Consider the following 16,741-nt stretch of genomic DNA (forward strand, 5'->3'; position numbering starts at 1 on the left):
GCGTCGCACCGAGTCCGACCGGGGCCTCGGTCGGTGATTCGCCGTGAGCGAGCGCCCAGGCCCGCCGCGGACCGACCGGACCACGCGCGGCGCCCTGCTGACCTACGGCGCGCCGTTCGTCGGCGCGCTGCTGGTCGCGGTCGGCATCGCGGGGAGCGTCCTCGGCGGGTACGCGGTCGTTCAGGAGGAGTTCGGCCTCTGTGGCGACCCGACAATCGGCGTCTCCGACTCGCCCGCCGCGGTGGGAGCGGGGGCCGGACCCTCAGAGTTGGCGGGCGGCGGCCCGGTGCTGGCCCAGTTCGACGTCTCGGACCTCTCTCCGGCCGAGCGAAGGGCCGTCGAGCGCGCGCTCGCGGAACCGGGCGGACAGGCGGACGTGCGCGGCGCGTTCCCCCACGAGGAATCCTTCCGGCGCGGCGCGGTCGTCCGCGTCGAGGGGGACCGCTACTACGTGACGCTCGTCTCGTCGGTGGAGTGTCTCGGCGTCGACCCGCTGGTGTTGCCCCTCGGACTGGTCGCCATCCTGCTCGGCATCGGCGGCGTCCTCACGCCGCCTGCGTACCGGCGACTCCTCGAACGCGGCGACGCCGGGCGCTTCGGCAGGTGAGCGGGAGGCCGCGCGTCCGCCGAGACGGGCGGGACGCGCGGACTCAGAGTGTTACGACCGCGCCGACGTACAGCACGGCGACGAGAAACAGCCAGACCGCGTCCACGAAGTGCCAGTACAGCGACACCGTCGAGACCGAGGTGTCGCGCTCGGCGTCGTACTGGCCCCGGAGCGCGCGCCAGAGCAGGATGCCGATGAGGACGACCCCGAGCGCGACGTGGAGGCCGTGGAGGCCGGTCAGGCCGAAGAACGCCGAGGCGAAGACGCCGCTGGTCAGGGTGAACTCCTCCTCGCCCACGAACGTCGCGTACTCGGCGATTTGACCGCCGAGGAACACGACCCCGAGCGCGAACGTCACGCCGAGCAGCGCGAGGAACCGGCGTCGCTTCCCGTCGCCGAGCGCCTCGTGAGCGAAGTGGAGCGTGAAACTGCTAACGACTAGCAACGCGGTGTTGACGAGGACCAGCGACCCGAGCAGTTCGGGGAGTTCGCCCGGCGGCCACGTCCCGATGCGGACGTAGAAGTAGTAGGCGAACCCCGCGCCGAACGTCGCCACGTCGGTCACGAGAAAGAGGACCATCGTCGCGCGGTACGACCGGCGCTTCCGGTCGCCGGTCGCTCGCTCCCAGTAGCCGCTGAGATACGCCTGTCGGAGCCAGCCGACCAGTCCGCCGGTCAAGACGGCGAACCCCACGACGGCGATACCGACCCCGACCCGCGTCGGGAAGATGCCCGCTCGGTTACCAGCGATTGCGAGCGCGGCCCCGACGTAGAGTATCGCCGCGCCCGCGGCCCCGATGATGGGCCAGCGACTCCGATGCTCGTGTTCGTCGTGCGCGTCCCCCTCGGCGACCGCGGCGTCGGTCTCCCCCATCCGGCGGGAAGACGGCGGCGAGCGAAAAACGAGTTGTGGTCGGTCCGGCGCGGGGCGCAGGGTCCGATGTCCGTCGCGACCGTCGGTCCGCCGTCCTCAGTCGGCCGTCGGCGCGCGCTCGTCGCTCGCGGGGTCGGCGAGCGCCGCCCCGGTCCGGAGTTGGTCGAGCGCGTCCGCCCCGTTGACGGCCATGAACACGAACCCGACCTTGCTGATGAGGTCGAGGTAGGTGACGACCATCACCTCGGTCCCGACCCGTAACAGGCCGAAACCGAGTGGGCCGAGAATCCAGACCACGGGGTAGATGGTCCAGAGGACGACCGTGAGGTTCCGGAGCTTCGTGAACACCGCGCTCACGCGGTCGCCCTGGAGGGTCGCCTGTCGCGGCAGGACCCGCAGGAGCAGGTACAGCAGGCCGACGTAGGCGACGCAGCCGACCAGATACGCGACGTAGCTGTACGGTGCCGACAGCAGGCCCGCGACGACGCCCGACCCGATGACCAGCACGTCCACGCCGACCAGCGCGAGATAGGTCCTCTTCTCGGGGCGACAGAGCATCCCGAGGTACAGCACCAACAGGGGCGTCGTCACCAACCAGTCGATATACCGGGGCAGGAACAGCGCGGCGTCGCCGACCTGCACCTTTCCGAGACCGAGCGCCATCGCGAGGTACGCCGTCGCGGCGACCCCGGTCACGCCCGCCAGCACGGCGTAGTGGGTCCCGTACCGGCGGTCGGTGGCGAGTCGCCAGAGCGGGAAGGCGGTTCCGACGGCCATCCCGAGCGTGCCGAGCCAGAACCAGACCGACGTGAGGTCCATCATCGGTCGCTCACCTCCGCGGTCTCGAAGTCGGTGTCGTCCAGCGGCCCGGCCCCGCGCGTCACTCTGAAGTCGTCCAATAGCTGCGAGAGTTCCGCCGCCCGTTCGGCGAGGTCGTCGGCGTCGTCTCGGACCTCCGCCAACGTCTCGGTCTGGGCCTCGGCGGCCTCGGAGACCGACTCTGCCTGACTCGTCGTCTCCTCGCTGATGGAGGCCACGTCGTCCACCATCTGGACGACCGCGGACGACGACTGGGCCTGGTCGTCGGTCGCGGCCTGAATCTCCTGAATCCGCGCGTCGGTCTCCTCCGCGTACTCAGCGATTTCTTCGAGCGCGTCGATGGCGCCCTCGACCGTCTCGACTCCGGTGCTGATGCGGTCGCTGGTCTCGGACATGCCCTCGACGGACTGGGCGGTCTTCTCTTGGACTCGCTCGATGCGGCCCTCGATTTCGGCCGCCGACTCCTTGGTCTCCTCCGCGAGGTTCTTGACCTCGTCGGCGACCACGGCGAACCCGTCGCCCTCGGCGTCGGTCCGCGCGGCCTCGATGGAGGCGTTCAGCGCGAGCATGTTGGTCTGCTCGGCGATTTCGGTGATGACCTCCACGATGTCGCCGATGGCCTCCATCTCGGCGTCGAGTTCCTCGATTTCCTCGGCGGTCCGCTCGGTCTGGGCCTCGACCGTGTCCATCTCCGAGAGGGCCTCCTCGGCGGCTTCCCTGCCGAGTTCGCCCGCGGCCGCGGCCTGCTGGGAGGTCGCGGCCACGTCGTCGACGGTGGCGGCGACCTGCTGGGCGCTGGCCGAGAGCGTGTTCATCTCGCTGGCGACCTCGCCGAGTTGGTCGGTCTGGCGGGCCGCGCCCTCCGAAATCTCGGCGACCGAGTGGCTGACTTCCTCGCCGGTCGTCATCACCTCCTCGGCGCTGCTCTCCACGTCTACGACCGCGTTCGAGACGTGGGAAGCGAACCGCTTGACGTTCGCCACCGTGCGCTCTATGTCGTCCAGCATGTCGTTGAGCGACTCGCCGATGGCGACCATCGCCTCGCTGCGACTCTCGGTATCGACCCGGACCGAGAGGTCGCCGTCCGCGGCGCCGTTCATCACGTCCTCGTAGTGGCTGGCCTTCGATTCGAGGTGCGACGAGAGGGCTTCGGCCTCCTCGCGACGGCTCTCGGCCTCGCGGCGCGCGGCCTCCGCGCTCTCGCGGGCCTCCTCGGCCTCGTCGCGCGCGGTCTCGGCGTCGCGTATCTGCTCGCGCAGCGAGTCGCGCATCCGGGCGAAGGAGTCGTACAGCGACCCGAACTCGTCGCGGCGCTTGGTCTCCAAGTCGACTTGGAGGTCGCCGCCCGCCATCGCGTCGGCCTTCCGGGAGAGTTGTCGGAGCGAGATGACGGTGTTGCTCCCGATAGTCACGCCGACGAGCGCGAGGCTCACGACCGCCAGCAGGATGAGACCGAGGATGTTCGAGGTCACGGCGTCGCTGAGCGCGTAGGCCTCGCTGGCGGGCGCGTGAACGACGACCACCCAGTCGGTCGATTCCATCGGCGCGTACGCCATCAGCATCCCGCTGTCCATCTGGGTGAACCCGGAGTTCCCGGCGAGACCCTGCTGGAGGGCGGTAGTGTCTGCGCCGCCGTGGTGGGTCGTCAGGAGTTTGCTCTCGTCCGGATGCGCGAGGTAACTCCCCGACGAGTTGAGGACGACGGTGTAGCCGCCCTCGACGCCGCCGGTCAGCGAGCGCGTGTACTTCTCGATGTTGACCATGTAGATAACGCGCTTGTCGGGCGCGTCGGGGACCGGCGCGACGACCGCCACGACCGGGAAGTCGACGGCCGGAACCGTGAACGGTTCCGAGACGTGAACGTCCTTCCCGTCGAAGTTCGGCGGGTCGGTGGCGAACGGCGCGCCCTGCGCGGCGGGACTGACCCCGACCAGTTTCTCGCTCAAACTCGTCACGATGGTCTTCTCGGCGGCGTCGTAGTAGTGGACCGCGACCACGCCGTCGGGGACGTTCCCGTCGGCGACCAGTCCGTTCAGGCGGTCGCGGATGCGGTCACGGTCGCCGCTCTGGAACACCGGATGCTGAGCGGTCACCTGCGTCTGGGTCTTCACGCTCGACAGCCACGCGTCCAAGCTTTCGGCCCGCGAGTTCGATACGGTCTTCAACTCCTCTTGGGCGTCGTTTCGCACCTGCTCGGCGGTCTGTGCATGCACTATCGCACCGACTGCGACGGTGATAGCGACGACCGACACCAGCGCGATAGCGAGTTTGAGCGCATAGCTTCGTCGTATCCGCTCCAGAGATGGCGTTCGTTCTCCCATTTTGGTTTTTCTCGGAAACGGATAAGTATTCGAGAAAAATAAGCGTAGGTGCTGGTATCAACGATGATAACCGATGTTTCGAATCTGCCACTCTACGTTTGTCAGAAAACTGTAATGCCAACTACCGCGGGGGCCCGCGTGGCGCGGGTCGGACGCCAGCGGCGGTTCAATTAGCCGCACCCGGAGGGTCGGCTGTCGGGGCCGGTTGGCCGCGGCCCGTCTCCGCCGAGAACCGTCGCGTGACCGTTGCTCCGGCAACCGTCAAGGGTTGTTGAAACCCGGCGGACACGTGATTCAAGTTGAACGGAGGGGTTTTAATATTATCCCTTTCGGTGAACGTCGGCTCGCCGACCGGTTCCGCCGGACCGTCAACGATACCTGTGTCGAGAGATAACCTTCCGCATGGTGTCTACCACCGGCCCGGCCAAGCAGGTGACGATACTCGTCGTCGTCGGTATTCTCGCCCTCGTCGCCCTGCTGTTCGTCGGGTTAGTCCAGTTACTCGGACTCGCCGGAGTCGCGGTGTTTCTCGGCGTCCTCGTCGTCCTCGTTCTGGTGGCGGCGGTCGCGGGCGTGACTTTCGAGGTCGCGTTCGAAGTGGTCGCGTACGCCGTGGGCGCGGCGCTGGCCGCGGTCGGTCGCGTCGGCGAGCGACTCGGCAGGTAAGACGAGACCGAGTGTCCGGCCCGAACCGGTCGCTCGCCGGTTCGGACGTTCACCCGACGCCTCGATTCCGTGTCGGGAGTTCGCTTCGCGCTACGTCTCGGGTCCGAGGTACCCCCACGCTTGGAGTCGGTCGCCGTCGCCGTCCATCCACCGCTCGCCGATGTCGTCTCGGAAGTAGAGGTTCGGGACGATGACGTCGTCGACGCGCTCGTAACACTGCTCCCGCGCTTTCTGCATCGTCTCTCCCTTGCCCGTTACGACGAGCGGCATTCCGTTGTCGCCCGCGACGCGCCACTGGCCCTCGACGTTCTTCGCGTCTTCGAGGTGAATCCCCTCACGGCTGTCCGTCTCGAAGACGACCGCGGCGTTCCGGGAACTCTCGTCGTAGGTCTTCTCGTCGTCGAAGGGGAACGGCGGGAGAACGATTCGGACCGCTATCTGGTAGCCCTCGTGGACCTCCGGCTCCGGACTGTTCCCGTGGGCGAGGTCGTAGAAGAACTGCCCGGTCGAGGACTCGAGCGACTCCTCCTGGAGCGTAATCGTCGGGTAGCCGAACCGCGGCGTGAACTCCAGCGGGTGAATCCCGCTTTCGTTGACGATGCAGTTGACGTCGATACTGCCGACGTAGCCCTCGTCGGCGAGCCAGCCTTCTAGTTTGCCGAGCGTCTCCGCGAACAGTTTGTTGCGACCGGCCCAGAACATCGACGTTCCCATTTCGCCCGTCGACGGGCCGATGTTTCCCGGGAACAGCTTCTTGTGTTCGAAGTTGAAGTTCACCCGGTCGACGAACTCCTCGCCGTCGAAGAACCCGCAGATGGCGATTTCTACGCCCTCGACTTTCCGTTGGAGCTGGAACCCCTTCATGCGATGCCCCCACGCTTTCTTGTAGGCACGAAGGACATCGACCACATCGCTGCCGTCGTCCTCGTTTCCAACGTAGAGGAGTCGCTTGACGTTCTGGACCTCCCCGAGCGGCTTGATGACGTATGGTGCGGGGTTTTCTCGGACGTGCTGGATGCCGGCGTCGAAGTCCTCGAAGACGTGGTGCTCGATGGTGTTGACGCCGTGTTCCTCCAGCACGTCCATCGCGTATCCGCGGTCCTCTTCGAGACGGTCGGTGTTCGGCGACCCACCGACGACGGCCTTTCCCCGCTCGCGGAGTTCCCGGGCGAGTTCCCCGGTTCCGACGTCGTCGCCCACCCAGATGTCGTCGAAGATTATCACGTCGGCCCACTCGATTTCCCCTCGCCAGTCGTCGGTTTTCGGAACGAACCCGTCCCCGATTTCTCGGTCGTTCTCGGCCTCAATGTAGTACTTCACGTCGTGACCCTCCCCGTGGACTTGCCACGCGAGGTCGGTGACGAGCGCCGCGTCGGCAGAAACGAAGAGGAAGTTGTGGGAACTCACAGTCGTGTTTCAGATAGCAGCGACTTGAGTATGGCTACCGACGATTGGCCCGAGAGTCCAGTGCGTCGCTCCGAGCGGTACTCGAAGCCGACTGCGTCGAGCGCGGCGGTTAACTCCCTCCGCGACGAAGACGCCCCCGACCGTGATAGAACGCATCTGGCACGGATGGACGACGCCCGAGAACGCCGACGAGTACGAGCGACTCCTGCGCGAGGAGATATTCCCGGGCTTCGCCGACCGGAACATCGAGGGGTACCGCGGGTTCCGCGTCCTGCGACGCGAGAGCGATGTGGGAGGTGCCGAAGACAGGAACGGCGGAAACCGCGAGGGCGGTAGGGACGGCGAGACCGACGACGCGGCGGAAGTCGAGTTCGTCACCGCGATGCGGTTCGACTCGCTGGACGCCGTGCGGGAGTTCGCCGGCGAGGACTACGAGCGGGCCCACGTTCCCGACGTCGCGAGGGAAGTCCTCTCGCGATGGGACGACCGGGCGCGACACTACGAGGTTCGGGAGCGCGACGAGTTCTGAGACCCTTCTCTCCGGTCCCGCTCTCGAAGCACGTCCCGCAGAATCGTCCGGTGACACCGCTTCTCGTCGGTGTTCTCGTAGCAGACCAGCCACACGTCCTGCGATTCGAGTTCGGCGAGCAGGTCGTCCATCGCGGCCTGCGCTTCGGCCGTCCCGAGTTGGTCGCGGTAGCGTTCGCCGAAGTTCACCTCGTCCCAGACCTCGTCGTGGGTCGCGTCGTCGCGCTCGTTCACGCGCTCCTCGAACTCGCGCAGGAGGTCGTCGGGCGGCGCGAGCGCCGGGACGTTCCGGTCGAGGTAATTCTCGATACCGTAGGAGGGCCGCCGGACGACGCCGACCACGAGGGCCGACTCGTCGGGGGTCGCGTGGCCGTGCTGGAGCGCGGCGTGGTAGGTGTCGCGGAGTTCCGGCATAGGGTGTTCCCTCGTTACAGTCCGGTCGGCGCGTCGATGTACGTCGTCTCGAGACCCCACTCGTCGGCGAGCGCCTGCAGGGACTGCACGCCGAACGTCTCGGTGGCGTAGTGGCCGCCGAGGAAGACGGTGAGTCCGGCCTCGCGCGCCTCGTGGTACGCCTTCTGCTTGCCTTCGCCCGTAATCAGGGCGTCAGCGCCCGATTCGACCGCCTCGTCGAGCCAATCGACGCCGCTCCCGGTCACGACGGCCACGTCCTCGATTCGCTCGGGACCGAAGTCGAGGACGCGCACGCCCTGCCCGAAGTGGTCGAGTTCCGCCTCCAGCGTCTCGCGAACGCGGTCGGTCGGAATCGGGTCTGGCGCGCGGCCCCGCTGGCCGACGTGTTCCGGTCCCAACTCGCCGAACGACTCGCGGTCCTCCAGTCCGAGCAGGTCGGCGATTCCGGCGGCGTTGCCCAGTTGCGGGTGGGCGTCGAGCGGCAGGTGGGAGACGTACAGCGCCACGTCGTTCTCCACCAGCGGCGCGATGCGGTCGTACTGGCGACCGGTCACGCGCTCGATGCCGCCCCACGAGAGGCCGTGGTGAGTGACGAGCAGGTCCGCACCCCTGTCGGCCGCGGCTTCGACGGTCTGTTCGGCGGCGTCCACCGCGAACGCGACCGATTCGACCTCGCGGTGGTCCGGGCCGACCTGCAAGCCGTTGGCGCTGGCGTCCACGTCGGCGAAGTCGTCGGTTCGGAGTCGGTCGTCGTATCGGGAGACGAGTTCGGCGAGGTCCATGGTTCTCGTTTCGACCTGTGGGGCGGCAGGGGTTTGTATCTGTATCTCCGGTCGTCCCAGCGGGGTCGAAGACGATTTCCGAAAAGAGAGTCCGCTTACCGAGACTGGACCGCACCGAGCGGGTCGACGAAACCGTGCCCGTAGTAGGCTTTGTCGTAGCCGTCCGGCACCGAGGCGGTCTGTTCCAGCGCGTTCTGCACCTGATTGGCGTTCAGGTCGGCGGCGCTGCTCTTGACCAGCGCGGCGGCGCCCGTAACCTGCGGCGCGGCCATGCTCGTCCCGGCCGCGTAGCCGTAGCCGTACTCGGCACCCTCGTACTCGCCGTCGTCGCCGTAGGAGGGGACCGCAATCGTACTCAGAACCAGGTCGTGGTACGCCGCACCGCCGTAGTTCCCGAGCGCGCTCAGGTCGGCGTCACCGCCGGGCGCGCCCACGTTGACGGCGTTCGTCCCGTAGTTGGTGTAGAACGCCGGACTCTTCGGTGAGTCTTCCACGCCGTCTTCGCCCCACTCGAAGCCGATTGGACCTGTCGCGCTGATGCTCATCACGCTCGCGGCCTCGTTCGGGACGCTGATGGGGTTGAAACACACCGTCTCCCCGGCGTCGTTCTCGTAGCAGTACGGCGTGTCGTGCTGGAGGTCCGCGCTGTCGTTGCCCGCAGACATCACCAACAGGGTGCCCTGCCGGTCGATGTACGTCGTCGTGCGGTTGAGCACTTTGCCGTAGAAACTGCCGTAGCCCTCGCGGGAGACCGGATAGGCTCCGAGGCTGAGGTTCGCCGCGTCCGCGCCGATTTCGGCGCTGTAGAGCATCGCGGCCAAGATGTCGCCCCAGTAGGCGTACGGTCCCGTCGAGAACACCCGGCAGTCGACGACTTCCGTCTCGGGTGCCGACCCCAGCACGCCGAAGTCGTTGTCGCCTGCCGCGATGATGCCCGCGACGTGGGTCCCGTGATAGCCGCCGTAGGGGCCGGCCGCGCCGTAATCGTCCGCCGTGAAGTTGCGAGACAGGTCTTCGTTGACGGCGTGGGCCAAGTCCGGGTGGTCCGCGGCCACGCCGGAGTCGATGACGGCCACGCGGGTCTGCTCGCCTTTGGTCTCCTCGTGGACCTCGCGGATGTCCTGAACCTGCTTGTCCCACTGGTACTCGTACAGCGACTCCTCGGAGCCGTCTTTCTCGTGCGCGTCCGGCCCGACCCGCTCGACCGGTTCGTTCCGCGAGATTCGAACGTCCGGCGCGTAGGCGTCGGTGACAGACGCCACGTCGTCTTCCGCGCCGCGGACCACCGCCGCGTCGATAGCGTCGAGGTCGTGGGTCACTGTCAGGTCCGTCCCCTCGAACGCGCCCTGTCCGGCCTTCTTCGTGTCTACGACGAACCGATTCGCCGCCGGACCGCTCCGGGCCGCTCCGGCGACGTGGCTTCCGAAAGCGAGGGTGCCGACCGCGGCGCCGCTGTACTTCAGCAGTTCTCGCCTGCTTGTGGTATGTCGAGTCACACCATATATCAAAGCGGACTGTCCGATTAAGTATGAAGCCTTTACTGCCTGTTTCGTCGGGTTCAGGCAACGCCTGTAGTCATAGGTCTGATGTGTTCGCCCGGCTTTCGAGTCATCTGAGGGTCCCGTCGAGACGAGAGTGTTCGGGAGCGACGAGAGTCACGGGACGCCTCGCAAGCAATAAAAAGAACCCTCTCAGAAATAAATCTGTACCTTTAACAAACAATTTTATTGCCGGACGTGAGATTCGGCGCCGATGCTCGACGACTCAGTCGTCCGAGTCCGCGACCGCTGCGTCCGCGAAGACGAACTCACGGAGCAACTTCCCGCCGAGCGCGGCGGCCTGCCCGTCGTCGCGGTCGTTGACTTCCACCACGTCGAAGCCCTCGACCGCGCCCGTGTCGGCCACGTCGCGGACCGCGTCGCGCATCTCCCGGGGCGTCAGGCCGAACGGTTCCATCGTGCCCGTCCCGGGCGCGAATCCGGGGTCCGCGCCGTCGATGTCCACGCTGAGGTAGACCGACTCGTCGGCGTCGAACTCCGGGGACCACTCGCCCACCGATTCGGGGGGAACGACGGTCACGTCCGCCTCGGCGGCGCGCTCGTACTCGGCCTCGCTCCCGGTCCTCGCGCCCAGAATCAGGGCCTCGTCGGCCGCGTCGAGCGCGTGGCGGGTCACGGTCGCGTGACTCAACTCGTTGCCGTCGTACTCCTCGCGGAGGTCGAGGTGGGCGTCGAGGCAGACGAAGACGTCCGGGTCGACCGCTCGCACGCCCGCTATCGTGACCGTATGCTCGCCACCGAGCGTGAGCGGAACGGCGTCGTCCCACCGCACGTCCGTCAGCACGCCCTCGAGATACTCCAGATATTCCGCGGCGTCATCCCACGCGCGCACGTCGCCGTGGTCGTGGACTCCGAGGTCGGAAAAGTGTCGGTCGGTGCGCGCGTCGTAGTCGTCGTAGGTCCGGGCGAAGCGGCGAATCCGCTCCGGGCCGAACCGCGCACCGGGTTGGAACGTCGTGGAAACGTCGAGCGGCGCGCCGACGACCACGTACTCGGCTTCCTCGCGGTCGGCGGACGCGCCGGGGAACATCTATTCGAGAATCTTGCGCTGCTCTTCCATCTCGAGGTACTCGATCTCGTCGTCGGGGGACAGCGAGACGTCACCGGGGGTCTTGATGGTGATGGTGTCGTAGGTCTCGAGGTCCATGACCTGCGCCACGTCGTCGCTCTCGACGGAGACGACCTGACCCTGTTTGCGGTTGATGATGGGGACCCAAATCTTGGCGTCGACCGGCTGGGAGAGACTGCGCTTCTTGCCGTCGAAGACGCCCTCGGCCTCGATGCGTGCCTTGGCGCTGCCGTGCTTGCCCGGCTTGGCCGTGCTGTAGGCGTTGATTTCGCACGCCGCGTCGTCGATCATCACGTAGTTGCCTTCCTGCAGGTCCCGCACTTCCTTCTGCTCTTTTGCCATATGGCCGGATAGCAGATGCGACGGTATAAACAGTTTGGAATGGGTTTTCCCCGGGTTCCCGTCATTTCGACCGAGCGATTCTTCGGGCGAGCGGTCAGTTCGACCGCTCACTCCGACCGGTAGCCGTGGCCCGCGACGAGCGCGACGGCGTGAGCGACCAGCAGGGCGCCCAGCGACGCGCGCTCGACGCCGGGTATCGCTCCGGGCAGCACCGGGACGTAGAGCAGGGGGAACAGGACCGCGGACCAGAACCCGGCGAACTGGAAGGGCTTGGCCAGCGCGTCGAGCGCCGACTGGCCGAGTCCGAGCGCGTCGGCGAGTCGGTCGTCGGACAGTTCGTCCGCGAGCGGGGTGTCGAGGGTGGAGGGAGCGTTCGACATTGGGGAGGTCACGTATCTCCCGCTTGGACCCCCAGTCCCATATAAAGGGATGAGCGTTAGCGGAAATTCGCGTCTTTTACCCCCGACGGAGAGGTTTTCGCCGGTTTCACGCGGGCCGAGAGACGTTTTATAACCGGTCCAGAAACCTCTAGAAGTTTTAAAGCCGGACGAGATGGCGTTTCGCCAGAAAATCTGAATCGCGGTGCGCTCCCGCACTCCGACGGTGCGAACCGGGTCGGACTCGGGACCGACCGCGACGGAGTCCTCTCCCGCGACCCGAACGCTCAGTCGCGGCGCTCGATGCAGTCGCCGACCCGCGCGAGGCCCTCCTCCAGTTCGTCGGTCGGCAGACCGAACCCGATGCGGAAGTAGTCGTCGTAGCCGAACAGTTCCCCCGGCGCGAGGACGACGCTCTCCTCCTCGACGACCGACCGGCAGAACTCCACGCTCCCGTCGAACCCGTCGGGAACCGAGACGAACCCGTTGACGCCCACCGGGTCGTACCACGAGAGGTCGTGTTCGGCGACGAACTCCCGGACGCGCTCGCAGTTGTGGGCCGCGAGTTCGCGGTTCTCGGCCAGAATCGACGCCTCGCGCTCGCCGAGCGCCTGCCGCGCGAGGTGCTGGCCGAAGATGGACGGCGAGATGGTGGTGTAGTCCTTCCACTGCCACGCCTCTTCCACGACCTCCGAGGGGCCCGCAATCCACCCGAACCGCAGGCCGGCGAGACCGTAGGCCTTCGTGAGACTGGTCGTGCTGATGCCGTACTCGCCCATGCTCGCTGCGGGCGGCAGGGGGTCCGACGACAGCAGGCGGTACACCTCGTCGCAGAGCAGGTAGGCGTCGTTGTCCGCAGCGAGGTCGTAGAGAGCCCGGACCTTCTCTTCGGGGTGGTAGCGCCCGGTCGGGTTGTTCGGGTTGTTTAGGACGACGACCGAAGTCTCGGGTCGAATCGCGTCGGCCACCGCGTCCACGTCGAGTTCCCAGTTCGGCGGTTCGAGAGCGACTCTGGTCACGTCGCCTATCGCCTCCGGCACGGCGTGGAGCGCCTGATACGTCGGCGTGACGACCACCGCGTGGCTGTTCTGGTCGAGAACGGACAAGAACGCAAGAAAGTTGGCCTCTTGGGCTCCGCAAGTGAACAGTACCTCGTCGGCCCTTCGGTCGTATCGCTCCGCGACTTCGGCCCGGAGTTCGGGGTCGCCGTTCGTCGGGATGACGTAGTCGAGTTTGCCGGGGTCGAGGTCGAAGCGGTCGGCACGGAGGCTCCGAATCCCGCTCTCGGCGAGCATGATGTCGGCCTCGTGTTCGTACTCCGCGAACCAGCGTTCGAGTTCGAAGGGCGCGATGTCCATGCGGAGGGGTACGTCGGGAGGAGGGTAAAGTCAGGGGAAGCCGGAAATTCGGACCCGGCGGTCACCGACACGTCCACGCCGCGAGTCCCAGCAGAAAGAGACCGCCGAGGTACGCAGGTCCGAGAGGTGCGATTACCCGACAACCCGCCCAGTCGAGGTGGACGGTCCAGACGCCCAACTCCACGACTCCGTAGGCGTCGGCCGGGACCGCCACCGGACAGTTCCGGTACGACAGTCGCCTCGCGGCGAGAACGACCGCGAAGCCGACGAAGACCGACGCGAGCAGCGACACGGCGAGTTCGTCCTTTCGTACGGAACTGCTCACGTCGAACCGAATTAGCTCCGAGAAGTTACGTCTACTGAATCACACGTACATCAGCGGGACCATCGCGGCAATCCCGACGGCCAGTCCGGCCAGCAGTTCCTTGTAGCCGTCGCCGGGAAGGTCCTCGCCGGTTTCGAGCGCCTCCGGCACGAACTCAGTGGCGACCAGATATATCATCGCGCCGGCGGCGAACCCGAACCCGAAGGGGAGGAACGATTCGGCCCACCGGACGAACGCGAAGGCGATGACCGCGCCGATGGGTTGGGGGAGACTGGAGAAGACCGCCGCGCCGACCATCCGCCACTTGCTCACGTCCATCGCGCGCATCGGAATGGAGATGGCCAGTCCCTCCGGAACGTTGTGAATCGAGATGGCCGCGGTCATGAACACCGCGAGCAGCGGCACGGTGAACCCCAGAACCGGAACGCCGCCCTCCAGCCCCAACTCGGCGAACGAGACGCCGACCGCGACGCCCTCGGGGAAACTGTGGACCGTCAGGATGCCGAGGATGAGGACGAGTTTCTTGAGGTCGCCCTCCGCGAACGCCTCGGCCTCCATCGCGTGGTCGCCGTGGCCGCCGTCGGCGTGGACCGCGCCATCGCGCTCGTCGCCGTCGGAACCGCGGTCGGCGTCGTGGCGCGGGCCGGCGTCCCGATGGGAGTCGTGGGCGTCCTCGTCGCCGCCGATGTCGACGGCGTCGAGCGCCCGGTCGGCGACCTCCACGAGGACGACGCCCGCGAGCAGACCGCCGACCATCAGGGTCGGGACTCCCCCGGAGGTGTAGGCCAGTCCCTCGTTTATCAGGCCGAACAGCGACGCGGCGACCATGATGCCCGACGCGAGTCCCCACAGCGCCACGTTCCAGCGGTCGCTGAAGTCGTCGACCACGAAAAACGGGAGCGCGCCGAGCCCCGTCGCCAGCGCCGTCACGAGGCCCGCGACGAACACCAACACGAGGTTCTCGAGTAGTGCCATGTCCAATCGTTCTCACCACTGGCAAAAAAGAGTTTCCAAAATACGAATCTGTTTTTGGCTATCCTAAACTAGGTGGCGGGGACGGACCCCGCGGGACGGCTCTGACGGGCGACTCCGCCGGAAGCGACTCACGGAACGCCGACGTAGTTGTGTCGTCGATAGAGTGCAGCGAGCGGAACGCCGATACCGACCCACATCGCCACGCCGAGCAGGAGGTACTCAGAGCGACTCCCTCGGGCGACATTGGGAGGCGGTCGTCGTCACTCTCCGCCTCGCCGCTGGCGCATCTCGTGGCGGGTGAACTGCGGGGTCACTCTGGTCCCCTTGCGCTCGCGGAAGGTCCGGTAGAGCAGGGCCGCGATGACGAGCGAGAAGGCCGCCGCGACCGCCGCGGCCTCGACGGAGGTCAGGGCGTAGAGGAACGCGGTCGAGAACGCGCCCGAGGCCAGCAACATGCCGTAGACGAGTCGCTTGGCCAGTTTCGCGAACACGTCGTTGCCGTCCTCCACGTCGGCCCGGACGTAGAAGTCGTCGCGCTCGATGCGGTCCAGCGCGCTCTCCAACTTCGGCGGGACCCGGACCGACGACTGTATCGAGCGCTGAATCTGGTCGCCGGTCTCGCTGGCGAACTGCTTTATCGACTCCTCGCGGTAGCCCTGCGCCGACAGGTAGTCGGTCGCGACCGAGATGAAGTCGAAGTCGGGGTCGAGCGTGACGCAGACGCCCTCCACGACGGTCGCCACCCGCAGGACCAGCGCGAGGTTCGAGGGCAGGCGCAGGGGGAACTCGTAGATGGTGTCCTCGACCTGCTCGACTATCTGCTGGACCCGGTAGGTCTCGATGTCCTCGCCCCGGGCGTCCTCGATGGCGAGTTCCATCACCTTCCCCATCGTCGCGCGGTCGGCGTCCGGCGAGAGAGTGCCCATCTCGATGAGCGCGTCCAGAATCCCGTCGATGTCCTGGTTCGCGACGGCGATGTAGAAGTCGATTATCTTGTTCTGAATGAACTCGTCCACCCGGCCCGACATGCCGAAGTCGTAGAAGACGATGGTGCCGTCGTCCCGAACCGCGAGGTTACCGGGATGGGGGTCGGCGTGGAAGACGCCGTCTTCCAGCAGCATCTGGAGGTACGCCTCCTGCAAGTTGACCGCGAGTTGGTGGCGGTCGATACCCACCGCGTCGAGTTCCTCCACGTCGTTTATCTTCGTGCCGGTGACGTACTCCATCGTCAGCACGCGCCGCCCGGAGTGAGAGTCGATTACCGCGGGAATCGCCACGTCGTCGTTGCCCTCGAAGTTCGACCGAATCTCTTCGAGCATGGCGGCCTCGCGGTCGTAGTCCATCTCTTGGCGAATCGTCCGGCCGAACTCGTCGGCGAGGTTCTCCAGCGAGAACGCCCGGGCCTGTCCGAGAAACCGGAGCAGAATCGGGAGCGACCACCGGATGACTCGCAGGTCGGCGTTGACCAGTTCCTCGATGTTCGGCCGTCGGACCTTCACGGCGACCGCCTCGCCGTCGATTTCGGCGGTGTAGACCTGCCCGAGACTCGCGCCGGAGATAGCGTCGGTGTCGAACTCGTCGAACCGCTCCTCGATGGGTCCGACCTCGTCTTCGAGGACCGCCCGCGCCTCGGCCCAGTCGGCGGGCGGCACCTCGTCCTGTAGCTTCGACAGCACGTCGACGTACTCCGGCGGTAGAACGTCCGGCCGCGTCGAGAGCAGTTGGCCGAGTTTGATGAACGTCGGGCCTAGCGTGAGCAGCGACTCCAGCAGGGTGTTGGCTCGCTCGACGCGCGTCCGGCTATCGACTCGGCGGCGACTGCCGAACAGCAGGTACCGGCGGCGGTCGCGGGCGTAACTCAGCAACAGCGGCAGGAAGTGGTACGCGACGACGAAGAACCGCCGGTACGCACGGAGGTTAGCCAGTGTGACCACCCCGCGACGTCACCGACTCTCGATGGGAATGCTCCGTTCCGGAGTCGCCTCGCGCTTCGGCAGGCGAATCTCCAGCACGCCGCGGTCGATGGTCGCCTCCGCGTCCGCGCCGGTGGCGTCCGGCGGGAGGGGCAGGTCGGCGTCGAGGAACAGCGAGCGGTCCTCTCGGAGGTACGAGAACTCCATCGGTACGTCCTTCTCGCGGCGCGCCTCGATTTCGAGTCGCCCGTCGGTGACGCCTACGTCCACCGTCTCCTCGTTGGCCCCCGGCAGGTCGATGACCAGCAGGTAGGCGTCGTCGCTCTCCAGCAGGTCGGCGAACACCGCGTCCGGCAACTCCCGCATGGCCTCACGAAGCGCTGACATACCTCCGTGTTAGGACGG

The 16,741-nt window shown here is 66.8% G+C and carries 18 protein-coding genes; 3 read left to right on the forward strand and 15 right to left on the reverse strand.

Annotated elements, in window-relative coordinates; all coding sequences use genetic code 11:
• The first annotated feature begins 43 nt into the window (after window positions 1–43).
• Window positions 44–607 (forward strand): DUF7979 domain-containing protein, encoded by a 564-nt coding sequence (locus tag M0R89_RS01940; RefSeq protein ID WP_248650885.1) that lies wholly within the window; start codon window positions 44–46, stop codon window positions 605–607.
• Between the two features lie 43 nt (window positions 608–650).
• On the opposite strand, the gene M0R89_RS01945 is transcribed toward M0R89_RS01940, so the two are convergent.
• From M0R89_RS01945 to M0R89_RS01955, 3 genes are all read right to left on the reverse strand, one after another.
• Window positions 651–1,481 carry a cytochrome c oxidase subunit 3 gene (locus tag M0R89_RS01945; protein WP_248650886.1) on the reverse strand — a complete coding sequence of 277 codons (831 nt, stop codon included), beginning with the start codon at window positions 1,479–1,481 and terminating at the stop codon, window positions 651–653.
• A 96-nt stretch (window positions 1,482–1,577) separates the two neighbouring features.
• The gene (locus M0R89_RS01950) at window positions 1,578–2,303 is read right to left on the reverse strand and encodes a bacteriorhodopsin (RefSeq protein WP_248650887.1); all 726 of its coding nucleotides are present in this window, start codon (window positions 2,301–2,303) and stop codon (window positions 1,578–1,580) included.
• A complete protein-coding gene (locus M0R89_RS01955) occupies window positions 2,300–4,621 on the reverse strand; it encodes a methyl-accepting chemotaxis protein (RefSeq protein WP_248650888.1) in 2,322 nt (773 codons plus the stop codon). The genes M0R89_RS01950 and M0R89_RS01955 overlap by 4 nt, the downstream gene beginning before the upstream one ends.
• A 402-nt stretch (window positions 4,622–5,023) precedes the next feature.
• On the opposite strand from M0R89_RS01955, the gene M0R89_RS01960 reads away from it, so the two are divergent.
• Complete coding sequence (locus M0R89_RS01960) at window positions 5,024–5,287, forward strand: hypothetical protein (protein ID WP_248650889.1); 264 nt, start codon at window positions 5,024–5,026, stop codon at window positions 5,285–5,287.
• 90 nt (window positions 5,288–5,377) lie between these two features.
• Here M0R89_RS01960 and M0R89_RS01965 read toward each other — a convergent pair whose 3' ends face one another.
• Window positions 5,378–6,694: a phosphoribosylamine--glycine ligase gene (locus M0R89_RS01965; protein WP_248650890.1), complete on the reverse strand. Its 1,317-nt coding sequence runs from the start codon at window positions 6,692–6,694 to the stop codon at window positions 5,378–5,380.
• A 142-nt stretch (window positions 6,695–6,836) separates the two neighbouring features.
• Here M0R89_RS01965 and M0R89_RS01970 point away from each other — a divergent pair, with 142 nt between their 5' ends.
• Window positions 6,837–7,223 (forward strand): hypothetical protein, encoded by a 387-nt coding sequence (locus M0R89_RS01970; RefSeq protein WP_248650891.1) that lies wholly within the window; start codon window positions 6,837–6,839, stop codon window positions 7,221–7,223.
• Here the strand turns inward: M0R89_RS01970 and M0R89_RS01975 are convergent.
• The 11 genes from M0R89_RS01975 to M0R89_RS02025 form a co-directional block, all read right to left on the reverse strand.
• Window positions 7,193–7,636 (reverse strand): DUF488 domain-containing protein, encoded by a 444-nt coding sequence (locus tag M0R89_RS01975; RefSeq protein WP_248650892.1) that lies wholly within the window; start codon window positions 7,634–7,636, stop codon window positions 7,193–7,195. The genes M0R89_RS01970 and M0R89_RS01975 overlap by 31 nt on opposite strands.
• 14 nt (window positions 7,637–7,650) lie before the next feature.
• On the reverse strand, window positions 7,651–8,418 hold the full coding sequence (locus M0R89_RS01980) for a Nif3-like dinuclear metal center hexameric protein (RefSeq protein WP_248650893.1): 768 nt from the start codon (window positions 8,416–8,418) through the stop codon (window positions 7,651–7,653).
• A gap of 95 nt (window positions 8,419–8,513) precedes the next feature.
• Window positions 8,514–9,914 carry a S8 family peptidase gene (locus tag M0R89_RS01985; protein ID WP_248650894.1) on the reverse strand — a complete coding sequence of 467 codons (1,401 nt, stop codon included), beginning with the start codon at window positions 9,912–9,914 and terminating at the stop codon, window positions 8,514–8,516.
• Window positions 9,915–10,182: 268 nt separating this feature from the next.
• Window positions 10,183–11,007: an agmatinase gene (gene speB, locus M0R89_RS01990; protein ID WP_248650895.1), complete on the reverse strand. Its 825-nt coding sequence runs from the start codon at window positions 11,005–11,007 to the stop codon at window positions 10,183–10,185.
• Window positions 11,008–11,388 (reverse strand): translation initiation factor IF-5A, encoded by a 381-nt coding sequence (locus tag M0R89_RS01995; RefSeq protein ID WP_248650896.1) that lies wholly within the window; start codon window positions 11,386–11,388, stop codon window positions 11,008–11,010. It abuts the gene before it with no gap.
• Window positions 11,389–11,495: 107 nt separating this feature from the next.
• Window positions 11,496–11,768, reverse strand: a complete 273-nt coding sequence (locus M0R89_RS02000) for a DUF8028 family protein (RefSeq protein WP_248650897.1) — start codon at window positions 11,766–11,768, stop codon at window positions 11,496–11,498.
• 284 nt (window positions 11,769–12,052) lie between these two features.
• Window positions 12,053–13,123: an aminotransferase class I/II-fold pyridoxal phosphate-dependent enzyme gene (locus M0R89_RS02005; protein WP_248650898.1), complete on the reverse strand. Its 1,071-nt coding sequence runs from the start codon at window positions 13,121–13,123 to the stop codon at window positions 12,053–12,055.
• Between the two features lie 61 nt (window positions 13,124–13,184).
• On the reverse strand, window positions 13,185–13,448 hold the full coding sequence (locus M0R89_RS02010; RefSeq protein ID WP_248650899.1) for a hypothetical protein: 264 nt from the start codon (window positions 13,446–13,448) through the stop codon (window positions 13,185–13,187).
• 39 nt (window positions 13,449–13,487) lie between these two features.
• Window positions 13,488–14,423 carry a ZIP family metal transporter gene (locus tag M0R89_RS02015; RefSeq protein ID WP_248650900.1) on the reverse strand — a complete coding sequence of 312 codons (936 nt, stop codon included), beginning with the start codon at window positions 14,421–14,423 and terminating at the stop codon, window positions 13,488–13,490.
• 260 nt (window positions 14,424–14,683) lie between these two features.
• A complete protein-coding gene (locus M0R89_RS02020; RefSeq protein WP_248650901.1) occupies window positions 14,684–16,357 on the reverse strand; it encodes an ABC1 kinase family protein in 1,674 nt (557 codons plus the stop codon).
• A gap of 9 nt (window positions 16,358–16,366) precedes the next feature.
• A complete protein-coding gene (locus M0R89_RS02025; RefSeq protein ID WP_248650902.1) occupies window positions 16,367–16,723 on the reverse strand; it encodes an Hsp20/alpha crystallin family protein in 357 nt (118 codons plus the stop codon).
• Between the last annotated feature and the right edge of the window lie 18 nt (window positions 16,724–16,741).

Origin of the sequence: Halorussus limi (assembly GCF_023238205.1) — an archaeon.
In the GTDB taxonomy this organism is placed as follows: Archaea; Halobacteriota; Halobacteria; order Halobacteriales; family Haladaptataceae; genus Halorussus; species Halorussus limi.

Coding starts and splice junctions, on each gene's coding strand:
- M0R89_RS01945 (WP_248650886.1), bottom strand. CDS start 1,481: ATGGGGGAGACCGACGCCGCGGTCGCCGAGGGGGACGCGCACGACGAA.
- M0R89_RS01950 (WP_248650887.1), bottom strand. CDS start 2,303: ATGATGGACCTCACGTCGGTCTGGTTCTGGCTCGGCACGCTCGGGATG.
- M0R89_RS01955 (WP_248650888.1), bottom strand. CDS start 4,621: ATGGGAGAACGAACGCCATCTCTGGAGCGGATACGACGAAGCTATGCG.
- M0R89_RS01960 (WP_248650889.1), top strand. CDS start 5,024: ATGGTGTCTACCACCGGCCCGGCCAAGCAGGTGACGATACTCGTCGTC.
- M0R89_RS01975 (WP_248650892.1), bottom strand. CDS start 7,636: ATGCCGGAACTCCGCGACACCTACCACGCCGCGCTCCAGCACGGCCAC.
- M0R89_RS01980 (WP_248650893.1), bottom strand. CDS start 8,418: ATGGACCTCGCCGAACTCGTCTCCCGATACGACGACCGACTCCGAACC.
- speB (WP_248650895.1), bottom strand. CDS start 11,007: ATGTTCCCCGGCGCGTCCGCCGACCGCGAGGAAGCCGAGTACGTGGTC.
- M0R89_RS01995 (WP_248650896.1), bottom strand. CDS start 11,388: ATGGCAAAAGAGCAGAAGGAAGTGCGGGACCTGCAGGAAGGCAACTAC.
- M0R89_RS02000 (WP_248650897.1), bottom strand. CDS start 11,768: ATGTCGAACGCTCCCTCCACCCTCGACACCCCGCTCGCGGACGAACTG.
- M0R89_RS02005 (WP_248650898.1), bottom strand. CDS start 13,123: ATGGACATCGCGCCCTTCGAACTCGAACGCTGGTTCGCGGAGTACGAA.
- M0R89_RS02015 (WP_248650900.1), bottom strand. CDS start 14,423: ATGGCACTACTCGAGAACCTCGTGTTGGTGTTCGTCGCGGGCCTCGTG.
- M0R89_RS02025 (WP_248650902.1), bottom strand. CDS start 16,723: ATGTCAGCGCTTCGTGAGGCCATGCGGGAGTTGCCGGACGCGGTGTTC.